Genomic DNA, 21,325 nt, shown 5'->3' with positions numbered 1-21,325 from the left:
TTTAGCGTACCGTTATCATGCTCTTTATATCTTCAAACTTCTTATCACCTATACCACTTACATCCTTTATCTCTTCAATATTCTGAAATGGGCCATTTGCTTCACGGTAATCGATTATACGCTGCGCTAATGTAGGTCCTATGCCGGGGAGTGTGTCCAGTTGGGCAGCGTCAGCCGTGTTAATGTTTATCAGCCCGTTTACTGATTGACTAAAACCACCGTTACCTGACAACGTACCACCACTCGAGCTGCCCGAAGGTGACGATACTGGACTTTGGGGTACCTCGCCTTTCAAGGGCACGTAAATCATCATTTCATCAGACACCTTAGCAGCCAAATTCAGCTTGCTTAAATCCGCCTCATTCTTAGGGCTTGCCATGGTTACCACATCATTTATACGCTTACCAGGTATAACTGTATAAACCCCCGGTTTGCTCACGGCACCCGTTACATAAACGCTTATCGGTTCGTCATTCTGGATTTGCATATTATAAGAAGCTGTTGAGGTTTTATCTGCACTATTCTTTATTGCAGCAGCATTTTTTTGAGAAAAAGCGTTAGCTGCACCAAAACGGTACCCAACCTCAAAGAAAATTGCCCCCACTAAAAAGAAAGCCACCAACCAAGTGGTGGCTTTCTTCCAAAAATCTAAACGATGAAGTTTATTATCTTGTTCGGCACGTAGAAACACTTCTTGTACCCCTGGTCGAAATACTTCGTGAATGAACCGCTTCGCAAAACTGCATTCTTAACATCTTCTTCCGGAGCCCCATTGGGCACAATAATTGTTCCTCTGAACTTGCCATTTATTTGTACAGCCACCTCAACCTGCGCTTCTTCGAGAAGTTCCTCGTTGAAGGCAGGCCAGCTTTGCTCGTGCACGGATGGCTCATTACCGAGCATGGTAGACCAAAGCTCTTCTGCCATAAACGGCACAAACGGAGCTAAAACTTTTGCAAATGTCTCCAGCACCTCTTTCATAACAGCGCTGGATACTTTGTCGTCATACTCGGTGATTTCATTAAGAAACTCCATCATGCCAGCAATAGCAGTATTAAACCTGTAATTGTCTTCAATATCTGATGTAACTCTGTAAACCAGTCTATTAGATGCCCTTAATGCTTTGCTATCCCATTCGCTATGGGCCTCGACATTTTCATTTGCGCTATTTACACCTTCAAGGCGCGCAGCGTGTTTGCCATAGAAGTTCCATATGCGCCTAAGAAACCGCACAATGCCCTCCAACCCCTGCTGGCTCCATTCAAAGTCTTTTTCGGGAGGTGCCACAAAGAGCGTGTACATACGAGCGGCATCGGCACCATAGTTCTTAAGGATATCGTCTGGGTCCACAATATTACCTTTCGATTTGGACATCGCAGAACCGCCTAATGTCACCATGCCTTGAGTGAACAATTTGCTGAAAGGTTCGCTCACATGGGTGTATCCCATATCTTTGAGAGCTTTTGTTATAAACCTGCTGTAAAGCAAATGCAGAACAGCATGCTCCACGCCACCGATATATATGTCCACTGGCAGCCAATAATTCTCGGCATCTTTACTGAAAGCCTCGTTTTCGTTGCGAGCATCTGCGTAGCGGAAATAATACCATGAACTGTCCACGAACGTGTCCATGGTATCTGTTTCGCGACGTGCCGGACCGCCGCATTTGGGACATGTGGTCTCCACAAAAGCAGGGTCTGTAGCCAGTGGTGATACCAAATCACCAGGCATGTAATCTACCTCACGAGGAAGAACCACAGGCAACTCTTCTTCTGGCACAGGAACCATACCACATTTTTCGCAGTAAACCATGGGTATGGGAGCGCCCCAATAACGTTGTCGACTTACGAGCCAATCTCTCAGCCTATAGGTAACCTTCTTGCTTCCCAGCTGGTGTTCTTCCAAATATGTGGCCATCAAATCTAAAGCTTCTTCAGAAGTTTTCCCGCTGTATGGCCCGCTGTTAACCAACGTACCATAATCGGTAAATAAAACATCTTCTCCTTTTTCACTTGCCTTGGTCCCATCCTTGGGAACCACCACCGGTATTATAGGCAAATGATACTTTTTTGCGAATGCATTATCACGCTCATCGTGCGCTGGAACAGCCATGATAGCTCCTGTGCCATATTCCATCAGTACGTAGTCACCAGCATAAATGGGTAAACGCTCACCGTTGAATGGGTTAATCGCATACTTGCCTAAGAAGAAGCCTTCTTTTTCTTTTTCGGTGCTCAATCTATCTATCTCAGGTTTTAACGTTATCGCTTTCAAAAATGCGTTGAAATCCTCTTCAAGTTCAGTGCCCTGAGTAAGCTCTTTTGCCAACGGATGTTCTGGAGCCAGCACCATAAACGTAGCGCCATAAATGGTGTCTAACCTGGTTGTGAATACCTCTATGTATTTGTCTGTTCCCTCTATTTGGAACCTAACCGTAGCACCTTCAGACCGCCCTATCCAGTTTCTTTGCTGTGCTTTTACGTATTCTGGCCAATCCAAATCATCTAAATCTTTAAGTAAATCATCCGCGTAAGCGGTTATTTTAAAGAACCACTGCTCTATTTCTCTCTTCTCGATAGGTGTATGGCATCGCCAACATTTGCCATCTATGACCTGTTCGTTTGCCAAAACGGTTTTGCAGTGAGGACACCAGTTTACTTTTGCTCTTTTCTTATAAGCCAAACCTTTTTCATAAAGCTTGAGGAAAAGCCATTGCGTCCACTTGTAGTAATCTGGTAGGCAGGTTGCTAATTCACGGTCCCAATCGTAGCTAAACCCTAACTTTTTCATCTGCTGTTTCATGTAATCAATATTTGAAAGTGTCCATGTTTCTGGGTGTATGTTTCTCTCTATGGCTGCATTCTCAGCAGGCAAACCAAAAGCATCCCATCCCATGGGATGCAGTACGTTGAAGCCGCGCATCCTGTTGTAGCGTGCTACCACATCACCCAACGTATAGTTACGAACGTGGCCCATGTGAAGCCTTCCCGATGGATAAGGGAACATTTCCAACACATATTTTTTAGGCTTTTTCGTGGTTTCTTCAGCCTTATGCATGTCACGCTGCTGCCAGTAATTAGACCAGCGCTCTTCAGCTTGCCTGAAATCATACTCCTTCGCTTCGGTGCTTACATTCTTGTTATTATTATCATTATTCTCCATCTGCTGCACCTTCATCACCCCAAATATCTGCGTTTTCTTCCAATGAATAGAACCGTCCTATGTCTTTCCTAAACAGTAATTTTACTTCACCAGTGGGCCCATTCCTGTGCTTTGCAACCATTAAATCCATAGTGGAACTTTCAGGTCTGAGTCCTTTTTGCTGCTTGTAATAATCTTCGCTGTATAAAAACATGACTACATCGGCATCCTGCTCAATGCTTCCGCTCTCTCTCAAATCACTTAGTTGAGGGCGCTTATCTGCTCGCTGTTCCACTGCTCTGCTGAGCTGTGAGAGAACCAGCAGTGGTATGTCAAGCTCTCTGGCCAAATTTTTAAGTGAACGTGTTATTTCAGAAACCTCTTGCACACGGTTATCGATGTTCTGGCCAAGCCGTACAAGCTGCAAGTAATCTATGACTATCACTTTTATGCCCTGCTCTACCACTGCCCTTCGTGCTCTGGAACGAATTTCCAAAACAGACAAGCCCGGAGATTCATCGATCCAAAGGGGAGCATCTTCCAAACGCGACATAGCGATCCTTAACGCATCAAAATCATCGGTGCCCAAATAACCCGTTTTTAGTTTTTGAGAAGGAACATTAGCAACCGACGAAAGCAAACGTTGTACAAGCTGGGTAGCAGACATTTCCAAAGAAAAGAAAAGTACAGGGATATGTGCTTCAATGGCCATGTATGACGCTATATTCAAGGCAAAAGCCGTCTTTCCCATGCCTGGCCGAGCGGCTAAAATGAGCAAGTCAGATTTTTGCAAACCGGCGAGCTGCTCGTCCAGTCTCTTTAAGCCCGTAGGATAACCTGTTACCCTGCTTCTTTGTGCGTACCGTTCTTCTATGAGCTGGTAGTACTGTTTTACCAACTCGCTTACTGGGGCAGCCGACTTCATGTATTTCCACATGGAAAGGTTAAACACCAACTGCTGCGCCCTATCCAAATCTTCTTCCACATTCTTGCCTGTGTAACCCAAACGTGCAATTTCTGTTCCGACCCTGATTAACGAACGCTGCAAAGAACGTTCTTTGACCAATTTTGCATAGGCACTCACATTGGCAGCCGTATAAACAGAAGAGGCCACCTGAGCAATATAATCCTGCCCGCCCACGCCGTCGAGCAGATTATCACGTTTCAAGCGCTCTACGAACGTAACCAAATCAACAGGTACGCCTTCTTCATACATCTGTGTCATCATTTGAAACATGGTTTTATGGCGCTCTTCATAAAAATCATCTGGAATTAAATAGCCAGATACTTCAGCTAAAGCATCTTTGTTTATGAGGCACGCGCCTAAAACAGAAACCTCGGCCTCATGAGAATAAGGCATACCCAACGATTCATTTATCATTTTTGCATTTCGCCATCTTTTTCCTAATTATTTTATTTTTTGTCGTTTCTTTTTATTTGCTTTCCTTATCGCTGTCTTTTTCCACACGCACTTTAACCGTAGCCCAAATATCTTTGAACAAATGAATGCTAATCTCGTAGGTTCCCACACTTTTTATCGTTTCAGGCATGTTGATTTCTTTACTGTCAACATCCAATCCAAGTTGTTTTCTAAAAGCCTCAGCAATCTGACGTGTGGTCACTGACCCATATAACTTGCCACTTTCACCACCAGGAGCTTTTACGGTCACCAGCTTACCTTCAAGTTCAGCCTTCAGGTTTTGAGCATTTCTATAACGATCTTCTTCCTTTTTTTGCTGGCGTTCTTCACGTTTTTTTACATCTTCAATGAGCTTATCATCGGCTACCACAGCCAAATTGTTCTTAAACAAGTAATTACGCGCATAGCCTTCTGCTACATCCACAATTTGTCCCTTTTTGCCTGTTCCTGGCAAATCTTTAAGAAGATACACTTTCATAGCGTTTTACCCCTCCCTTCTTATAAGTCTCATCATGCAGTCATAAATGCCGAACAGGAAATATATTTCCGGCACATAGGGGAAAATGAGACCTACAATGAACAACGTTTTTATGAGCTTGTTGTCTTTGTCTTTAAGGAGAATCCGTGCTAAATAAAATAAACCACAGAATATCAAGTAATACAAGCCTATTATGTACAAATTCAAGCCCATATAGGCAGTGTAATTACTCTTTATCACCATAAGTAGCATAGCAATAGGTAAAAGCCATACACCTAAAGCAGGCAGCCTAATCTCCTGCATGGTGGGCATGTTGGGAAGTGAAACGCCCAACCTCCCGGCGAACGGCTTCAAAATAACATAGTTATAGAACGAAAGGGCGATACTGCCTACCAGTATGAGTGCAGGTGTGAGCATGCCGCTTTCCAATTGATCCGCATAACTTTTATACGAATCAACAATTGTCTGCCAAGCAGGGGTAGCCGTTCCCACAGCGCTTGCCGTAGATGTCATGGCACCTGAAGCGGTAACGGCAGTAGCCGTACTACTCGTTATCGTGCCTGTGGCCGTGCTCACAGAACCGAACTGCCTTGCGATGATATCCGCAGACTGTCTAAGCATATCGGCAAAATCTTTTAGTAGGTTTTGGTGAAGAAGTAGCTGGCTTCCATACAGCATGATGGCGCTAACCACCACAAATACAGCCGCGCCCAAAATGAGCGTTCGTTCGGCAGTAAAATGGTGCGCCACAGCATAGCCTAAAGCAAGCCCTATGCTTCCCAAAGAAAGCACCACACTAACAATTATGAGCGGATCACCTGTGAAAAAGTAACTTATCAGAGCTGATACCACCACCGTTATAGCGCCATAACGAAGGCCATATTTAGCGGACACAACCAAAAACGGTAACGGTGCAATCAATGTAATCAGTGCACCCACCACAGGTATGTACCAGCCGAGAAGCACTAATATAACAGCAAGAGCGGACATAAGCCCGCTCTCAACTATGGCAACTGTGTTGTTTTGTCTCATGTCCTTTTGTTTACTGCACTACGTAAGGGAGCAGAGCCATTTCACGAGCACGCTTTACAGCTCTGGAAAGAGACCTCTGATGGAAAGCGCACACACCTGTAACGCGGCGCGGTAAAATCTTGCCTCTGTCCGATACGTACCTTTTTAGCCTATTTACATCCTTATAATCAACTTCTCTTACGCCATCTGCGCAAAGAGGGCACAGTCTTACTCTTCTTTTCCTTTGTACTGGCATTGCTTAAGTCACCTCCTAAATGTAGTCAGCAGTCTCCTGCCTTTTAATACACCGACGTTCCATAAAAGCTCTATCTTTGCCATTAAAATGGCACATCAAAATTATCGTCGTCAAAATCGCTGGAACTCTCCGTTTCTTTCAGCTTTGATTCCACTTCATCAAGAATATCCATGGTATCTATGTCATCTGGCCGCATGCTACTGCCGCTACCTGAAGTAGCCGCCGCACTCTGCGATGCATCACGTTTGGAATCCAAAAACTGAATGGAACTTAGTACAACTTCTGCAGCTTTTCTTCTAATGCCACTGCGGTCGGTATAACTTCTAATGCGCAACCTTCCTTCTACAAATATGAGACGTCCTTTTTTCACATAAAGGTCTAAAAGGCGCACCAAATTATCACCGAAAGCAACGCAGTCAATGAAATCTGCCGGAAGCGGAGCTCCTGATTGGTCTTTACCGGGGTTGTCTATGGCCAACGTAAAATTAGCCACCCTTTTGCCACTGGGTAAAGCCTTAATAACCGGATCGGCGGTAAGCCTACCGATAAGCAAAACCTTATTCAGCACTCTACTCGCCTCGAGTAATCATGAAACGAAGGATGTGCTCATCCACTTTCATATCTTGAGAAAACTCGTCTAAGTTCTCAATGGGAAGCTCAATTTGAAATACGCTGTAATAACCTTGTGTGCGCTTCTCCAATGGATAAGCAAACCTTCTCAGACCCCACGGGTCTAACTTCGTAACTTGTCCTTGGTACGACTGCACCTTTTCCGTAACCCAGTCGTTACCTTCTTGGTAGCCGTTGTCATCTTCGGCTCTGTAAATTACCATGAGTTCATACTTTCTGTTCATAAGTTCCTCCCTTCGGTCTAAACAGCTTTCCATCTCTTTGTTTTAGGAAAGCAGGGTTTGTTATTTTTCTCGTAACAACCAAGAAAATATTTTAACAAACTACACTATTATTTTACAACAATGGTGACCGCCCTTATACCACGCTTTATTCTTTCCGTATGATTGTTTTTTATATACATCACATAGGCAACGTCCGTACTGCTTTGCCAATAAAGTTATGTGAGTACAGTAATAGCACCAAAATTGTTTACCATTCTTGCACTAAATAGTCACGAACCTCAAATTGCATAGCATACCTTAGCTATGATCAGCCTATCAATTATTGCAGACGCTGTGCCCTACCCCTTTATTCTGTTCGTTTTCTCTTGGTTTCCTTGATAAAGCAACAATTGTCCATCATGATAATGGTCATGTTTTCGCTATACGCTAAGCTCTTGTTATATATAATAAACATATAACATATAGTGCGTATGCATCAGCTTATAGACGTTACATTTGCAAGGAGTGATTGTCAAAAAATGATGCCGTGCGCCATGTATGAGTCAATTGGAGGCGTGGGTTTATGAAAACACTGTATGATTTATGTGTTCCAAGGCAAGAAACATTAGCCGGCAATGACGCAGATGACGTACAAGAATTAGATCAACTTCTAAATGGACAAATTGACCCCCAGAATTTTTTCGACAAAACATACGTCACAAGCAGCATGAAGCAAGTGTTTGAAAAAACATTCAGTAGATTTTCCGACAAAAAGGTCGGTAGCGGTCTTATTGTCTTAAAACAAGCCATGGGTGGCGGTAAAACTCACACTATGATCGCCACCGGCTTGCTTTGCAAATATCCCCACGTCAGAAAACACGTTTTAGATGCCAATTTCCCATATCCATACGACGGTGAAGTACGTGTACTGGGCTTCACCGGTAGGTGGACAGATACATTACCGTGGTTAGAAATTGCTAAACAACTCGGTAGAGAAGACTTGTTGCGCAGAGAAGTGTTAATGGGTGCGGCAGCGCCCAGCGACCGCGAATGGAAGAATCTGTTAAAGGGTGGACCAACCCTGATTCTTATGGATGAAATACCATTTTATTTTGACTATGCTTTATCCATTCCTGCTGGTGAACAAACCTTAGCCGATTTGATAAAGACAGGTTTAGCCAACCTGTTCAATGCGATGAATAGCGATGAGCTCTCTCAGGTTATGGTATTGCTCGCCGACCTTGAAGCAGCTTACGAAAAAGGTGGAGAGTATGTAACAAACGTGGTTGCCGGTGCACTTAGCAAAGAAGCTAACCGAACAGGAGAACCTATAACGCCCGTAGACACCAGTGGACCAGATATCCATGAAATTCTAAGAAGGAAGCTTTTCAAAGAGTATCCACAAGTTTCAGGAGACAATCAAGACAACCCTGATGTCAAAGAGATCGTTGCTGACTACAAACGCTTCGTTGGTGAAGTGGAAAAATCCGGTTTGATTTCAACAGGTTTTGGCGATGCCACTATAGCTTATTTTTCCAAAACCTACCCATTCCACCCGGGCATCATCGATCTTGCAAAGAACTTCCAAAACAACCTGAACTTTCAACAAACCCGTGGCTTGCTAAGGCTCATGCGGCGTTTTGTTAAATACTTATATGCGAACGACGGTGAACTCGCTAAGAAAAAGTATTTCATAGGGGTTACCGATTACAGCCTTGACGATGAAGATACAAGAACGTTGATAACATCCATAAATCCAAGCCTGAATAATGCTTTGCAGCAAGATGTCCACGCCGTGAGCGGACGTGCCGCTGCGCAGTTAGTGGACAAAAGCCACAACACTGATTTAGCCAGCAAGTTCGCTCGGGCAGTACTTTTTGCATCCCTTTCTACCACTGATCCCAATGCAGTAGGCGTTTTCGATGAAGAAATCTTTCTCTATGCGCTACAACGCGGCGACAGCATAGCTGACGCGCGTCCTATACTTGACGAATATTGGAACCAAACGCGATTTGGCATTGAAAACGACAAGGGCAAGAAGTATTTTTCCTACAGGGAAAATGTTGTGGCGCTTTTCAACGCGACGTTCAACACAATAACTCTCGATGAGGCGGAAAGCACAGCTACAAACCTACTCAAAAACTTCTTTGATCCAGGCAACACGGATTGTGTATATCAGTACGTAGAGGCTATGCCCAACGACCTAAAAACAATGGAAAGCAGTGTAAGAAGCAGGCGCGATTATATAACATTGATAATTTCTAAGCCCGTCAGCCCCCGCGGCGAGCTGAACGAAGAACTCAAAGAATGGTGGCTCAGCACGTTAGAGTGGAAAAACCGCGTTCTCTTTCTCACGGGTTCTGAGCGCTATTACGATACCTTGATAGAAAAAACAAAGAATTACATAGCGTGGGAAAAGGTAATCAGAAACCTCCGCGACAGCGGAATAAGAGAAACCGACCCAGAGTTTGAGCGTGCTACCAAGTCACGAAATCAGGCTGCCCTGGATACGATCCAATATATGAAAAACACTTTTAACAAAATTTACTATCCCAGTTACGACATTTCTACTCGAGCGGCATCACTGGATGAGTTAGAGATTGACTATTCTTCCATCGGCGGCGTTCGCGGCCCCATGCAGAGCTCGTTCTTGCCTGAAGGTCAGCTCAGAGGCGCAGGTGATCAGAGGGCTGACGACCTATGGCAAATCCTTCAAGGTAACAACAGAGACGGGGCAGTAGTGATAACAAAGTCGCTGGAAGGGAAAAAGTATTTCAAATTTAGTGCCGATAAATCAGAAGACATGGAAAATTTTCTAAACAGGTTTAGAACCGTTATCCTCGGAGACCAATCTATCAGAAAGGAAATAACCACAAACGAGATAAAAGAACGCATGGCGAGGCTGCCTCGTTGGATCTGGCATGACATGAACGTGCTCGATGGCTTCATCCACTGGATGGTTCAACAGGGCATGTGGAAAATTGATGGAAACACTATCATATTGAGCCCAGAGAAGATTCCCGAAATCCTTAGTTACGACATAGCGGAGTACGATTTTGAAAATGAAACGGTGACAATACGCCTATACACTCGTGACGCAGACGCAATATATTGGACATTCGGAAACCGTTTAGAAAACATTTCAGACGCAAACAGGGAAACTAATTTAACCGAGCTCACGATTAATCCTGAGAATAACACACAAATTACAATTATTCCAGCCTTTGGTGAAACGCTGGGTGACCCCACTACAATAAACATCCCTATTAAGGTCAAGCAGACGGAAAAGACCATCGATGAAAACGGTAACATCCACGTGCAGTTAAAGGTCCTGCCGAAAGTAGATAAGCTTGTGTATGAATATGGGTCAAGTACAGAAACTTTTACTGCCTCAGAGGCTACATCGGCTGTGGAACTGGTCGTTCCAACAGAAGCAAGCCAAGTACAGGTGAAAGCTCCACAAGGAGAAGAATATTTACCTCTAACTACCGTAGCTGTCGATAAGCACGTGGACCAAGCCAAGCCACTGCTCTTTAGCCCAAAGAGCGATAAATACATAACCGCTCCCAGCCTTAGAGATTTGAGAACATTGGTAGACACATTAGCGAGATACAATGCTTCAATAGCTGAGGCTTATATAACGGCAGATACACCATCGCAGAACGCGACCATATATCTGCGGACTAAAGAAGGAATCTATCAGAAACCGGACCAGCTTTTTGACATTGTGGAAAAAATGTCGGATCTTCTTAAGACCGACGAAAACGATTCGGTGAATATCAGCGCCCAAATTAGAACGATCTACTTTGAACATGGCAGAGATTTCAGCAGTTGGGTGAACGGTCAATCAAACTTCAAGTTTGAAAACCTTGATTCTACCGAATGGGAGCAAGACTAATGAGCTCTACAAGGAAACAGAAAAGAATACAGCCAACACCCATGGGGCCGACCTACGGTTTTGGCTTTGAACCGCTGGAAACGCTGCACCACTTTATGGTGGTAATACCAAAGAATAAAAAGGACCCCGTAAGGGTGGTTGAGCGCTTCGACTGGAAAGGCGAAGAGGATTTGGCAGCAGAAAACTTTAGACAAACCATAAATAACCGACATAGGGTTGAACTTCGCCAATCCATATTTGACAAGGTAAAACCATTCCTAACGCAGGACCTCAATTTCCGCCTTCACAGAGACGGATACAAGACAAGCAAATGGCAGGTAGGAAACAACCCCATACATTGGCTGCTGGGTAAGGAAATTACATTGCTATTTTGGGCAATAGAGGATGTGGAAGAACCAGACGATATAAGGCTTCTTAAAGCAATAATCAACTGGAGAGGGCTAAGGCCTGAAGAACGCTGGTTTCTTTACGACTTGGTAAATGCAGCCAGCGGCGGCGTTCACGATAGGCAAGGTTGGCGCACAGGTATAAAGTGGGGATTGTTGGAAAACCCCGTAAACGAGGAAGAGATAAAACAGCTTGAGCTGTTTGAACCTCCTCAAGATTCTTATGAATTGTAGAAAGGATTTTTAGCATGAACGATTATTACAGAAGCGTAATTGAGGATGTTTTCCCTACCACATTAATCTCGCAAGAGGCATATAAAGAAAGAAAGGCTGGTGCAGGGCAAATACTCACGGCACTGGGTAAATGGTGGGGACGTAAGCCTTTAAGCTACGTCAGGGCAGTCTTGCTTGGCATTCTCATGCCCGCCTCTAATGAAAAAGATAAAGACCTTGAGATTTATCTAAAGCTCTTAGGCTTAGGTGAAAGAGAGCTGGATTTAAGAAAGAACCAAGCGATTGAGCCATGGCTTAAATATCTTTACATGTCCGACGCAGAAAGGGTTAAATATGGAGCGCAGGTAACCTATGCAGGTTCTAACAGCGAACTTGCGCACCTTCCCCCGGACGAAGCGTTTAACGACGCTACACAAGAGGAAAAAGCAAAAGATTTCAAGATTACGTTTGCCACCATTGACAAGACAGAAGCAAAAGAATTAGAGCTTAACGTATTCCACCGTCTTCCCCACGACCTGCAAATACGCTACTGTGACAGCTTAGACAAGGTAGATAACCTTACCGAGGAAACATGGAAAGAAATTAATGACTATCTGGGCACCAACGCTCACAGTTACCATGAATTTGTAGAGCAAATGGGCAAGAAACGTTTTGGAGAAGTGCCTACTGTAGGTGACCCATTTTGCGGTGGTGGCAGTATACCCTTTGAAGCGGCGCGTCTAGGCTTTAACGCATACGCATCAGACTTGAACCCCTTAGCCACTGCACTCACCTGGGCAGCAATCAATTTGCTTTCTCTACCTGAAGATAAAATCAAAGAGCTTGAACATTTCCAAAAACGTGTCTATGACCTGGCTGGTAAGCAGATAACGGAGTGGGGCATTGAACATAACAGCAAAGGTCACAGAGCAAAAGCTTACATTTACCTAAACCAAGTTGTTTGCCCAGACTGCGGATGGCGTATACCACTTTCCCCTACCTGGGTGATAAGCCAGAAAAAGAAAACGGTAGCAAAGCTTAAAGAGAACCCAACATCGAGAAGTTTTGATATAGACATTGTTAACAACGTTAGTGCTAAGGAAATGCAGGAGGCAGAGCAGAGCGCCACTGTAAGAAACGGCAAGATTGTATGCCCTCACTGTGGGCACACTAATGCACCTGAAGTGGTACGAGGTGACAAAAGGCTGCCTGATGGAACCATAAAATGGGGCTTAAGAGAGTGGGAAAAGGATGAGTTTGTGCCCAAACCTGATGATGTCTTTCAGGAGCGGCTTTACTGCATTATGTGGATTGACAAAAACGGCAACTGGTACTACGCTAAGCCGACAGAAGAAGACCTTGAGCGTGAGCAAAAGGTAATAGAGCTGCTCAGTGAGCGTTTCCATGAGTGGCAGAAAAAGGGATACATACCAAGCGAACGCATAGAAGATGGTGAAGAGACAAGTAGGCTACGAAGAGAGCGTGGTTGGAGATATTGGCACCAACTGTTTAACCCTCGTCAACTATTGCTGATTGGGCTTTTAAGCGAACTGGTAGACAAAGAAGCTAAGACAAAAGAAGAAAAGGTCGTAGGGATGCTAGCAATTAATAGAGCCGCTGACAGAGGATCGAAACTATGTATGTTGAATAGGTACGGTGACAAAACCGAAAACACATTCTCAAACCAGGCGCTTAACACTCTTTACGTTTATGGATGTCGTGGCATTTCTTTTTTTGAAAGCACTTGGTTTTTACGCCTTGAAAAGTATTTTGAGCCTGCTGAAAATTCAGCCCAAACACAGGATGCAAGGGCACTGAATTATTCTGCTCACATCTGGCTCACCGACCCACCCTATGCTGATGCTGTGAACTACGAAGAAATATCAGAATTTTTCTTAGCTTGGGACAAAAAATGGCTCAAAGAACTTTTCCCCGATTGGTACACCTCCTCCATGCGCGACAAAGCCATAAAAGGTAAGGACGATGCCTTTAAGTTTGGTTTGGGCGAAGCTTTGACAAAAATTGAAGAAAACACTATAGATGGTGGCTACGTAGCTATCATGTTCACCCATCAAAGCACCCAGGTTTACGCAATGCTGGTTGACATGCTTCTTCAAACCAATTTGAAGGTACTAAATGCATGGTCTGTTTCCACAGAAACGGAGGCAGCCGGCTTAAAAGAAGGTAACTACGTGCAGTCAACGGTTACCATCATACTCCAGAAAGACCCGAAGTCACGCAAGGATCTTGCCTTCCCTCAAGAACTCCGGCAGCCTACAAGAAAAGAGATAGAAAAACAAATAGAAGATATGACGAAAGCTGAAAAACACGCAAATGGTACGCTGTTTAGCCCTGCCGATTTCGAGCTGGCAGGGAGCTATGCCGCACTTAGAGTTCTGACCTCTTACAACCTGCAGGCAAGCCAAAAAGAAATAGAGCAGTTTATTGACGATATGAGGCAGTACGCAAGCGGCTTAGTCTTGCCTACTACCTTAAGGGTACTCAACCTTGACCTGGACGAAATGAAAGACTTTTGGAACAGACTAAGTCCTTATGAAAAGTACTACATTCGGGGTTTAGAGCTTGAGTACAATGGAGAAAAGAAACTGAAAGCATTCCAAGATACATCCAAATCCTTGCAAGTTGAAGACTACGATAAACTGCTTGCTGATACTAAAGCAAATAGGGCAAGGCTTAAAACCGCATGGGAACTGGGTCAAGAACACTTAAGCAATGAGCACCCTTTCAGAAGCACAGACCTCTTCCTTGTGCTCAATGCCTTGTATGTGGCACGAAAGAAAGCTGAAGAAGAAAACGATGAACTGTTAGGCATAGAAGCAGGTTTTGAGTGGCTAAGGCAAACATTCGGTTTGCAGTATTTCTCAAAAAAGGACAAAATAGAGAAACTATTAAGATACATCGCTCAGTTCAAAGACGTCGTAGGTATGGAACAGTGGAAAGATGATGCACGGATAGCTTCACACATAGCAGACCGTGTTTCTGCAGACAGAATGTAGAGGTGACAAGGGATGAGCATTAAACGTTTTACGTCTCGTGAGAAACCATTGCTGGAATCATTCCTTAACCCAAACCTTATCGATGCGCAGCGGTACGACAGGCTCGCAGGGTATTTCAGTTCGTCCGTGCTTGAGGTCGCTGGTGAAGCAATAGAAAGCGTACAAAACGGAGTAAGAGTTATATGCAACTCGCACGTTGAGCCGGAGGATGTTCAAGTGGCTCGTTTAGTTGAGCAAGAGATGCTCCGGGAATTCCGACAGGCAAACTTAGAAAAACATCTGCCTCAGATGCAGAGCAGGTTTCAAAAACTTTATGACCTTCTAAGTAGTGGAAAGCTTGATGTAAGAGTAGTTCCTCAAGCAATATATGGTTTGGCACACGGTAAAGCGGGTGTAATAACGAGAAAAGATGGAAGCAAGGTAGCGTTCTTGGGTAGCATGAACGAGACCAAACCGGGGTGGGCTGAAAATTATGAGCTATTGTGGGCAGACGAATCGGAGGATGCTGTTGAGTGGGTTCAAAAAGAATTTGACTACTTTTGGAATAACGAGCTATCAGTACCACTCTCTAAAGCAGTAGAACAGGAAATTGAACGCCTTGCAAAACGCCAAGAGATAAGCTTAGCAGACTGGAGAGCTAATCAGAAACGTGAGGTTTCGCCGTGCAGCGTTGTAATTGAATCACCTTTCTACAAACGCGGAGATATTCTATGGAACCATCAGAAACATTTTATAAAGATGGCTTTTGAAGATCATGTATCCCAGGGCGGGGCGCGCTATATATTGGCTGACGAAGTGGGTTTGGGTAAGACAACCCAGCTTGCCATAATTGCCGAGCTCATCGCACTGTACGACGACAAGCCTGTGCTAATCATCGTCCCTAAGCCATTGGTAGAACAGTGGCAGGACGAACTTAACAGCATGTGGAGCATTCCGAGCGCCGCATGGACCGGCAGAGGATGGCACTTAGAAGATGGCACAGAGGACCGCGACCACGACATCGGCAGTGCGCCGCGAAAAATTGCCATAATCTCTCAAGGTATGGTGGTTCATAGCGGCAGTGATGATGATAACAGCCCGTCGTCAAAATTACTGCGTAACGAATATGCTGCTGTGATTGTGGACGAAGCACATAAGGCGAGGGTAAAAGAGCCAACAGACCCCTACTCTGCCACGCCAAACAACCTTATGGCTTTTCTCAATAAGATATCTCTGAGAACGAAAACAATGATCTTTGCTACTGCCACGCCGATACAATTGGATCCTGCTGAAATTTGGCACCTTTTGTACGCTTTGGCAGGTGGAGATGGATGCAAGGATGAAAATGGCAACTGGAAGACTAAGGATGATAGACCTTTTGTTTGCCAGAAGGTTTTAGGAGATGCATCATCTCGGTGGCTTAGAAATCCAAAAGAAGCAATTGAAATAATTACAGGAAAATACCCACAAGGGTGGAACAGTAGAGAGGCGTGGAACTGGATGAGAAATCCTCTCCCTCCAGCCTCAGAACATCCTTTGATAGGTGAGCTTCAAACACATATGGGCTTGAGGAAGAATGAAGTTGGAATAACGGGCTCAAACAATAGGAACATTAGTTTTGACAACTTAGATCCCATAGTTCAAGGGATAGTTGACCAGCTGGTAAGAGAACGTTTCTTTGAAAATTACAATCCTTTTATTCGCTGTATCGTAAGAAGACGCAGAGAAATGCTGGAAACAACTATCGATCCCTCTACAGGTAAGTTTTACCTAACTCCTATAAAGGTTAATTTTGTAGAGGGTCAGGAAAACGGCTTACACTTGACGCCAGATATGGAGAAAGCATACCTAAAAGCAATTGAATTTACGAATATATTGGGTGGGCAAGGTGCAAAAGGATTCTATCGAGTGCTGCTACTCAGAAGGTTAGGAAGCTCTATTGAAGCAGGCCTGAATTCTGCAGAAAGAATCTATTACAAACGTGCAATAAGCACGGATATGCTCACCCAAACAGAGCAAGAAGACATAGAAGATTTTGAGGAGTTGCAAAGAAGCGCGAGCGGTTTTCAAGTACAAGGAGAAGAAATGCGCGTACTTGAAGATATTATCAAACTCTTGAAGGGTCAAGTGGAGAAAGACCCAAAGTACACAAAAATAAAAGAACTTCTCTCCACGGGGGAATGGGAAAAGCGAGGTTGCTTGATATTTTCACAGTATTACGATACAGCAAGGGCCGTGGCACGGAGCTTGTCAGAAGATTTCCCCGATAGACTCATTGGTTTGTATTCGGGAACTGCCAATGGTTCTGGTCTGTTTAAGGGAGGGGCATTTCAGCCACTTAGCAGGAACGATGTCAAAGACATGGTAACCAATAGACAGCTCCGTTTCTTAGTAGGTACAGATGCCGCAGGTGAAGGCTTGAACTTCCAAATGCTTGGTAGCTTAATCAATGTAGATTTGCCTTGGAACCCGGTCCGCCTCGAACAGCGCATAGGAAGGCTCCGTCGTGAAGGTCAAGTGTTTGACGATGTGTGGGTTTACAACCTTTACTACGCAGGTACCATAGAGGAAGAAGTCCAAAGAAGGATCTTAGAGCGCATTATGGGAGAAGAAAAAGTAATCGGCAGAGTTAACTCGGTTTTACCTGAAGAGCTTATGAAAATTCTAAGAGAAACCCTTGACGAAGAAGGAATTGGCGACGAAAGCAAACATCCGTTTGAACTGAAGTACAGGCAACATCTAAGCCACGTGGATTTTGAGACCTGCCCGCTGGTCATTAATGACGATGAGAGACGCCAGCTGCTAATGCAGGGATGGGAAAACATTTAGCGATGCCCTTCTTTTGCTCATAAGGGAGCTATACCTATGGATGAACGGCTAATAATAAGAGAAACACGCATTCCTCAGCTTAGAAGGAGCAGAACCGTTAGGATTTACCTGCCTCCAGATTACTTTAGCAATCAGGAAAGGCGTTATCCCGTCCTTTATATGCAGGATGGCCAAAATCTTTTTGAACCCAGCGTGCTTTCTGGTTATTCTTGGCAGGTCGATAAGACGTTGGACGATCTGTTCAACATGGGCAGTGATAAGTATGGCTTCATCGTCGTTGGCATTGACAGCAACACAGAAGGCACTAAACGGTTGGATGAGTACTGCCCGTGGCAGTGCCGCATCTATGAAACACCTGATGATCCGTGGAACTATGTGCTGGTGGACGGCGAAGGTGATGACTACTCTGCATACATCGTGGACACGCTAAAACCCGCTATTGATGAAGAATTTAGAACACTCTCAGACAGAGAGCATACTTTAGTGGCAGGCAGTTCCATGGGGGGTTTAATTTCCCTTTACATGGGACTCAAGTACAATGGCATATTTTCCAAAGTAGGCGCCTTCTCTACCGCATTGCTCTTCGCATACGATGAGATGGCAGATTTCATAAGCAGAGTGGAAATAGAAAACCCTTTGAGGGTGTGGATGTATGTGGGCGGAAACGAGGTAACAGACCCCGACAGACCTGATGAAGCAAGAGGCTTCTTAAACACAAACATAAGTATAAGCAAGCTTCTTCAAGAAAAGCTTGGTCCTGAAAATGCAACGCTAACGGTGGACCCCTTAGCTACCCACAGCGAAGAGTATTGGAGAGTCTACTTCAGAAAATTCATAAAGTGGGCTGCACAGGCATAAGCCCTGCAACCCACACGCACTTTTTTTATCTGTATTTCTCTTCAACTAAAGTGATGAGGTCTTTTCTCTCCAAAATTTCTTCAGGGACAAGCATGGTCACCGTAACAACGCCTGGCAAACGACCTATGCCAATTTCGCCTGTGATAGTGGCTCTGTTAAGCACTTCTCCATAAGGTATGCCCAAGAACTCTGAAGCACGTCTTAAACCGTTTTCCGTCGCATCATTTATGGTGGCTCCCGTCCCAACAAAGCTGAGTGGGTAACTTTCTTCTATCTGCTGTTGCCCCCATGCTTGTATAAGACCATAAGCTGCATCCATTTCTTCATCGCTAAATGGCTTAGCAACATCAGGAAGGTCTTCTACATTAGGTAGTATGATGGGGCCCTTAATCGTAACGCCTTTGAGCACCTTCACCTGCAAAGTGGCAATGCCTGCAACATCGGTGGTGTGTCCAGCAATTTCTCCATTGCCCTGCATGGCGTGCATGTCTCCCACATAGATGCCTGCACCTTTTACCTTAACCGGCACAATCACCACAGCACCTGGGCGAACCATCTTTATATCCATGTGTCCATCGGTTCTGTGTTCGTCGAGTTGTTCTTTGGTCATACCATATTCATGGGGAGCATTGATGAGCAGTTGACCAAAATCTCCTGCATTGTGCGAATCTGGGAATGGAATCGATGGTGTAGAACCAAGCTGACCCAAAAATGGTCGCATGCGCGCTACCGTACCAACCAAATCATGTGGAGCCATGACAACCACTGGATTTTGCACAGAGTTTGCCGGTGTCTGCATGTAATAGCGTGGGTCTTGTCCAATCTGGTCTGCTATTTCCTCAGAAACTGTGATGCCAATACCCTTCTGGTGGTCAAAAACAATAGTGTAACCGTTTTCTATCCTAAAAGGCGAAACGTCGGCACCGCAGACTGCACATCTTACGGCGTCAGGTCCTGTGCCTTCAATCCTTGTGTCAGGTCTAACGGTGCCGCAGTTCGGACACTTCTTTAATACGAATGGGTCACCTTCGTAGCGACCTTCCATAACCACGTCGTGCCCGGAAGCGGTGGCTAAAGATGTTACCTGCACCCCCTTAACATAGATGGCAACACTATCCCCCACTTCTGCACCTTCCACGTAAACAGGCTTTGCTACCTCGTGCCCGCCTTTCAGCTTTGGAGTAATCATGGGTCCCCAGCAACCCGGAGCCGTGTTGGCAATAATGTAGCCCTCATCTTTGACGAAATACTCCATCTCCTTATTTGGGTCAAGAATGCCGTCGGTGAATTTGTCCACATACACTACGGGCTTAAAATTCTTTTCCTCCATAAACTGTTCGCCTCCCTGAAGTTATTAAAATGAGGATTAACTCCCTCTATTATATAAGTTTGCGTATAGAAAGATACGCTATCAACATTTCATAGCTTTTGCTCATATATTGTTTTATATATGACTAAAGCGTTATAAAATAAGGCTAATATGGACGTTGTACTTATTGGAGCGGGGCGTGTTGCAGGAGCCTTTGCACCATTTTTGAAACAGCTTGGAACCTTAAGGGTGTGGAACAGAACACTGGAACATGCAGTAACCCTTGCACAAACTGTTCAGTGCAATGTTATAGAAAATGCTGATGATGTTAATGGTTATCTGGCATTCGTGTCTGTAACCGATAGCGCGCTCAGTGATGTGGCAAAAACCTTTAAGGGCAGATTCACCGTTGCTATACATACCAGTGGGTTTCACTCATCAAGTATTTTGAACGGCATGGCTGATAGCGTGGGATCTCTGCACCCATGGCTGCCCATACCAAGTCAGGACCCCAGCTTACTTCACGATGCCATCGCTACCTTTGAAGGCGACCAAACCGCATTGGATGTTGCCAGCGATTTGGCACGCCTTATTCCGCTAAGGCTGTTTACAATAGAGAGTGACAAAAAAGTTCTTTACCACACCGCAGCCGTGCTGCTTTCGAACTACGTAGATGCACTGATGATAAAAGGTGGAGAAATGCTTAACGAAGTAGGTCTTAAAGAAGACGAACGTGAAATCTTTGTAAAGGAAATCGTATCCACTACCATAGATAATTACATTAAAATGGGGAAAGAAAGCTTAACAGGACCAGCAGTAAGAAAAGATTTGAAGGTGGTAGAAGCTGAAGCAGCTGCGCTGAAGGGTGATTGGTCCATTGTTTACACGTTACTGGCAAATATTATTATGAAGGGGGATGTATGAACAGTGAACGCAGTACAGTTCAAGAAACTTAAAGGTACAAAGAAGATTATGATGCTCACATGCTACGACTACTCCTTCGCCAATGCTCTAGAGGAAACGGGCATGATTGACGCCCTGCTTGTGGGCGATTCACTGGGTAACGTGGTGCAGGGCCGAGACACAACGTTGCCGGTAACATTGGATCAGATGATTTACCACGCAGAGATGGTAAAACGCGGAGCTCCAAACACGTTTGTGGTTGCGGACATGACTTTTATGTCATATCAAGTGAGTTTAGAAGAAGCATTGCGAAACTGCGGTGCCGTAATGAAGAAAACAAACTGCGATGCAATTAAGCTGGAAGGCGGCGAAGAAATCGCCTACTTGGTAAGAAAACTCACAGAAATTGGCATACCCGTTATGGCTCACATTGGTGTTACACCACAAAGTGGAAAACTACTGGGTTATAGCAAACGCGGTCGGGAAGTATCAGATGCAGAGTATTTAAGACGCAGCGCAAAAGCGCTCAGCGATTCTGGTGCTTTCTCTATTGTTTTAGAAAATATCTCAGCGCCATTGGCACAAACCATTACACAGAGCATCGACATACCTACAATAGGCATAGGTTCAGGACCATATTGCGACGGACAAGTTCTTGTACTTTATGATTTTATCGGGCTAACAAAAAACAGGCCGCCATTTGCCAAAGCATATGTTAACTTAAGAGATGAGTTAAAAGCGGCGGCTGAAGCATACAGAAAGGATGCAGAAGAAAACGTAAAGTAACTTTATCC

General features: G+C 44.6%; 16 protein-coding genes. 7 read left to right on the top strand and 9 right to left on the bottom strand.

Annotated elements, in window-relative coordinates; translation table 11 throughout:
- Nucleotide 1: 1 nt before the first annotated feature.
- The 8 genes from D890_RS0102445 to rpsF all read right to left on the bottom strand — a co-directional run bounded on the left by D890_RS0102445 (nt 2) and on the right by rpsF (nt 7,160).
- Nucleotides 2–691, bottom strand: a complete 690-nt coding sequence (locus D890_RS0102445) for a ComEA family DNA-binding protein (RefSeq protein ID WP_156802657.1) — start codon at nt 689–691, stop codon at nt 2–4.
- Nucleotides 649–3,162 carry a leucine--tRNA ligase gene (leuS, locus tag D890_RS0102440; RefSeq protein ID WP_018962949.1) on the bottom strand — a complete coding sequence of 838 codons (2,514 nt, stop codon included), beginning with the start codon at nt 3,160–3,162 and terminating at the stop codon, nt 649–651. Before leuS ends, D890_RS0102445 begins: the two co-directional genes overlap by 43 nt.
- Complete coding sequence (gene dnaB, locus D890_RS0102435) at nt 3,152–4,522, bottom strand: replicative DNA helicase (RefSeq protein ID WP_018962948.1); 1,371 nt, start codon at nt 4,520–4,522, stop codon at nt 3,152–3,154. Before dnaB ends, leuS begins: the two co-directional genes overlap by 11 nt.
- A 52-nt stretch (nt 4,523–4,574) precedes the next feature.
- A complete protein-coding gene (rplI, locus tag D890_RS0102430) occupies nt 4,575–5,039 on the bottom strand; it encodes a 50S ribosomal protein L9 (protein WP_018962947.1) in 465 nt (154 codons plus the stop codon).
- A 6-nt stretch (nt 5,040–5,045) separates the two neighbouring features.
- Nucleotides 5,046–6,071 (bottom strand): DUF2232 domain-containing protein, encoded by a 1,026-nt coding sequence (locus D890_RS0102425; RefSeq protein WP_018962946.1) that lies wholly within the window; start codon nt 6,069–6,071, stop codon nt 5,046–5,048.
- A gap of 10 nt (nt 6,072–6,081) precedes the next feature.
- On the bottom strand, nt 6,082–6,306 hold the full coding sequence (gene rpsR, locus D890_RS0102420) for a 30S ribosomal protein S18 (protein ID WP_018962945.1): 225 nt from the start codon (nt 6,304–6,306) through the stop codon (nt 6,082–6,084).
- Nucleotides 6,307–6,388: 82 nt separating this feature from the next.
- Entirely contained in the window at nt 6,389–6,874 is a 486-nt protein-coding gene (locus D890_RS0102415) for a single-stranded DNA-binding protein (protein WP_018962944.1), read from the bottom strand.
- Nucleotide 6,875: 1 nt separating this feature from the next.
- On the bottom strand, nt 6,876–7,160 hold the full coding sequence (gene rpsF / locus D890_RS0102410; RefSeq protein ID WP_018962943.1) for a 30S ribosomal protein S6: 285 nt from the start codon (nt 7,158–7,160) through the stop codon (nt 6,876–6,878).
- 562 nt (nt 7,161–7,722) lie between these two features.
- Between rpsF and D890_RS0102405 the strand changes: the two genes are divergently transcribed.
- The 5 genes from D890_RS0102405 to D890_RS0102385 are packed head-to-tail and all read left to right on the top strand — an operon-like array spanning nt 7,723 to nt 18,319.
- Nucleotides 7,723–11,037, top strand: a complete 3,315-nt coding sequence (locus D890_RS0102405; RefSeq protein ID WP_018962942.1) for a DUF499 domain-containing protein — start codon at nt 7,723–7,725, stop codon at nt 11,035–11,037.
- Nucleotides 11,037–11,657, top strand: coding sequence for a DUF3780 domain-containing protein (locus D890_RS0102400; RefSeq protein ID WP_018962941.1), 621 nt, complete (start codon nt 11,037–11,039; stop codon nt 11,655–11,657). The genes D890_RS0102405 and D890_RS0102400 overlap by 1 nt, the downstream gene beginning before the upstream one ends.
- Before the next feature lie 14 nt (nt 11,658–11,671).
- Nucleotides 11,672–14,653 (top strand): anti-phage-associated DUF1156 domain-containing protein, encoded by a 2,982-nt coding sequence (locus tag D890_RS0102395; RefSeq protein WP_018962940.1) that lies wholly within the window; start codon nt 11,672–11,674, stop codon nt 14,651–14,653.
- 12 nt (nt 14,654–14,665) lie between these two features.
- Nucleotides 14,666–17,461: an SNF2-related protein gene (locus tag D890_RS0102390; protein WP_018962939.1), complete on the top strand. Its 2,796-nt coding sequence runs from the start codon at nt 14,666–14,668 to the stop codon at nt 17,459–17,461.
- A gap of 36 nt (nt 17,462–17,497) precedes the next feature.
- On the top strand, nt 17,498–18,319 hold the full coding sequence (locus D890_RS0102385; protein ID WP_018962938.1) for an alpha/beta hydrolase: 822 nt from the start codon (nt 17,498–17,500) through the stop codon (nt 18,317–18,319).
- A gap of 25 nt (nt 18,320–18,344) precedes the next feature.
- Here the strand turns inward: D890_RS0102385 and D890_RS0102380 are convergent, their stop codons facing one another.
- Nucleotides 18,345–19,649: an acetamidase/formamidase family protein gene (locus D890_RS0102380; protein ID WP_018962937.1), complete on the bottom strand. Its 1,305-nt coding sequence runs from the start codon at nt 19,647–19,649 to the stop codon at nt 18,345–18,347.
- A 150-nt stretch (nt 19,650–19,799) separates the two neighbouring features.
- Between D890_RS0102380 and D890_RS0102375 the strand changes: the two genes are divergently transcribed.
- Complete coding sequence (locus tag D890_RS0102375) at nt 19,800–20,552, top strand: Rossmann-like and DUF2520 domain-containing protein (RefSeq protein WP_018962936.1); 753 nt, start codon at nt 19,800–19,802, stop codon at nt 20,550–20,552.
- Nucleotides 20,553–20,555: 3 nt separating this feature from the next.
- Entirely contained in the window at nt 20,556–21,317 is a 762-nt protein-coding gene (gene panB, locus D890_RS0102370; RefSeq protein ID WP_018962935.1) for a 3-methyl-2-oxobutanoate hydroxymethyltransferase, read from the top strand.
- Nucleotides 21,318–21,325: the final 8 nt, after the last annotated feature.

Source organism: Coprothermobacter platensis DSM 11748, assembly GCF_000378005.1.
Classification (GTDB): Bacteria; Coprothermobacterota; Coprothermobacteria; order Coprothermobacterales; family Coprothermobacteraceae; genus Coprothermobacter; species Coprothermobacter platensis.
Note: the sequence above shows the minus strand (reverse complement) of the source record. Positions and strands in the feature narration are given on the sequence as shown.

Excerpts from the sequence above, each read along its gene's own strand:
- leuS (WP_018962949.1), bottom strand. The coding sequence starts at position 3,162 with ATGGAGAATAATGATAATAATAACAAGAATGTAAGCACCGAAGCGAAG.
- dnaB (WP_018962948.1), bottom strand. The coding sequence starts at position 4,522 with ATGATAAATGAATCGTTGGGTATGCCTTATTCTCATGAGGCCGAGGTT.
- rplI (WP_018962947.1), bottom strand. The coding sequence starts at position 5,039 with ATGAAAGTGTATCTTCTTAAAGATTTGCCAGGAACAGGCAAAAAGGGA.
- D890_RS0102425 (WP_018962946.1), bottom strand. The coding sequence starts at position 6,071 with ATGAGACAAAACAACACAGTTGCCATAGTTGAGAGCGGGCTTATGTCC.
- rpsR (WP_018962945.1), bottom strand. The coding sequence starts at position 6,306 with ATGCCAGTACAAAGGAAAAGAAGAGTAAGACTGTGCCCTCTTTGCGCA.
- rpsF (WP_018962943.1), bottom strand. The coding sequence starts at position 7,160 with ATGAACAGAAAGTATGAACTCATGGTAATTTACAGAGCCGAAGATGAC.
- D890_RS0102405 (WP_018962942.1), top strand. The coding sequence starts at position 7,723 with ATGAAAACACTGTATGATTTATGTGTTCCAAGGCAAGAAACATTAGCC.
- D890_RS0102400 (WP_018962941.1), top strand. The coding sequence starts at position 11,037 with ATGAGCTCTACAAGGAAACAGAAAAGAATACAGCCAACACCCATGGGG.
- D890_RS0102395 (WP_018962940.1), top strand. The coding sequence starts at position 11,672 with ATGAACGATTATTACAGAAGCGTAATTGAGGATGTTTTCCCTACCACA.
- D890_RS0102390 (WP_018962939.1), top strand. The coding sequence starts at position 14,666 with ATGAGCATTAAACGTTTTACGTCTCGTGAGAAACCATTGCTGGAATCA.
- D890_RS0102385 (WP_018962938.1), top strand. The coding sequence starts at position 17,498 with ATGGATGAACGGCTAATAATAAGAGAAACACGCATTCCTCAGCTTAGA.
- D890_RS0102380 (WP_018962937.1), bottom strand. The coding sequence starts at position 19,649 with ATGGAGGAAAAGAATTTTAAGCCCGTAGTGTATGTGGACAAATTCACC.
- D890_RS0102375 (WP_018962936.1), top strand. The coding sequence starts at position 19,800 with ATGGACGTTGTACTTATTGGAGCGGGGCGTGTTGCAGGAGCCTTTGCA.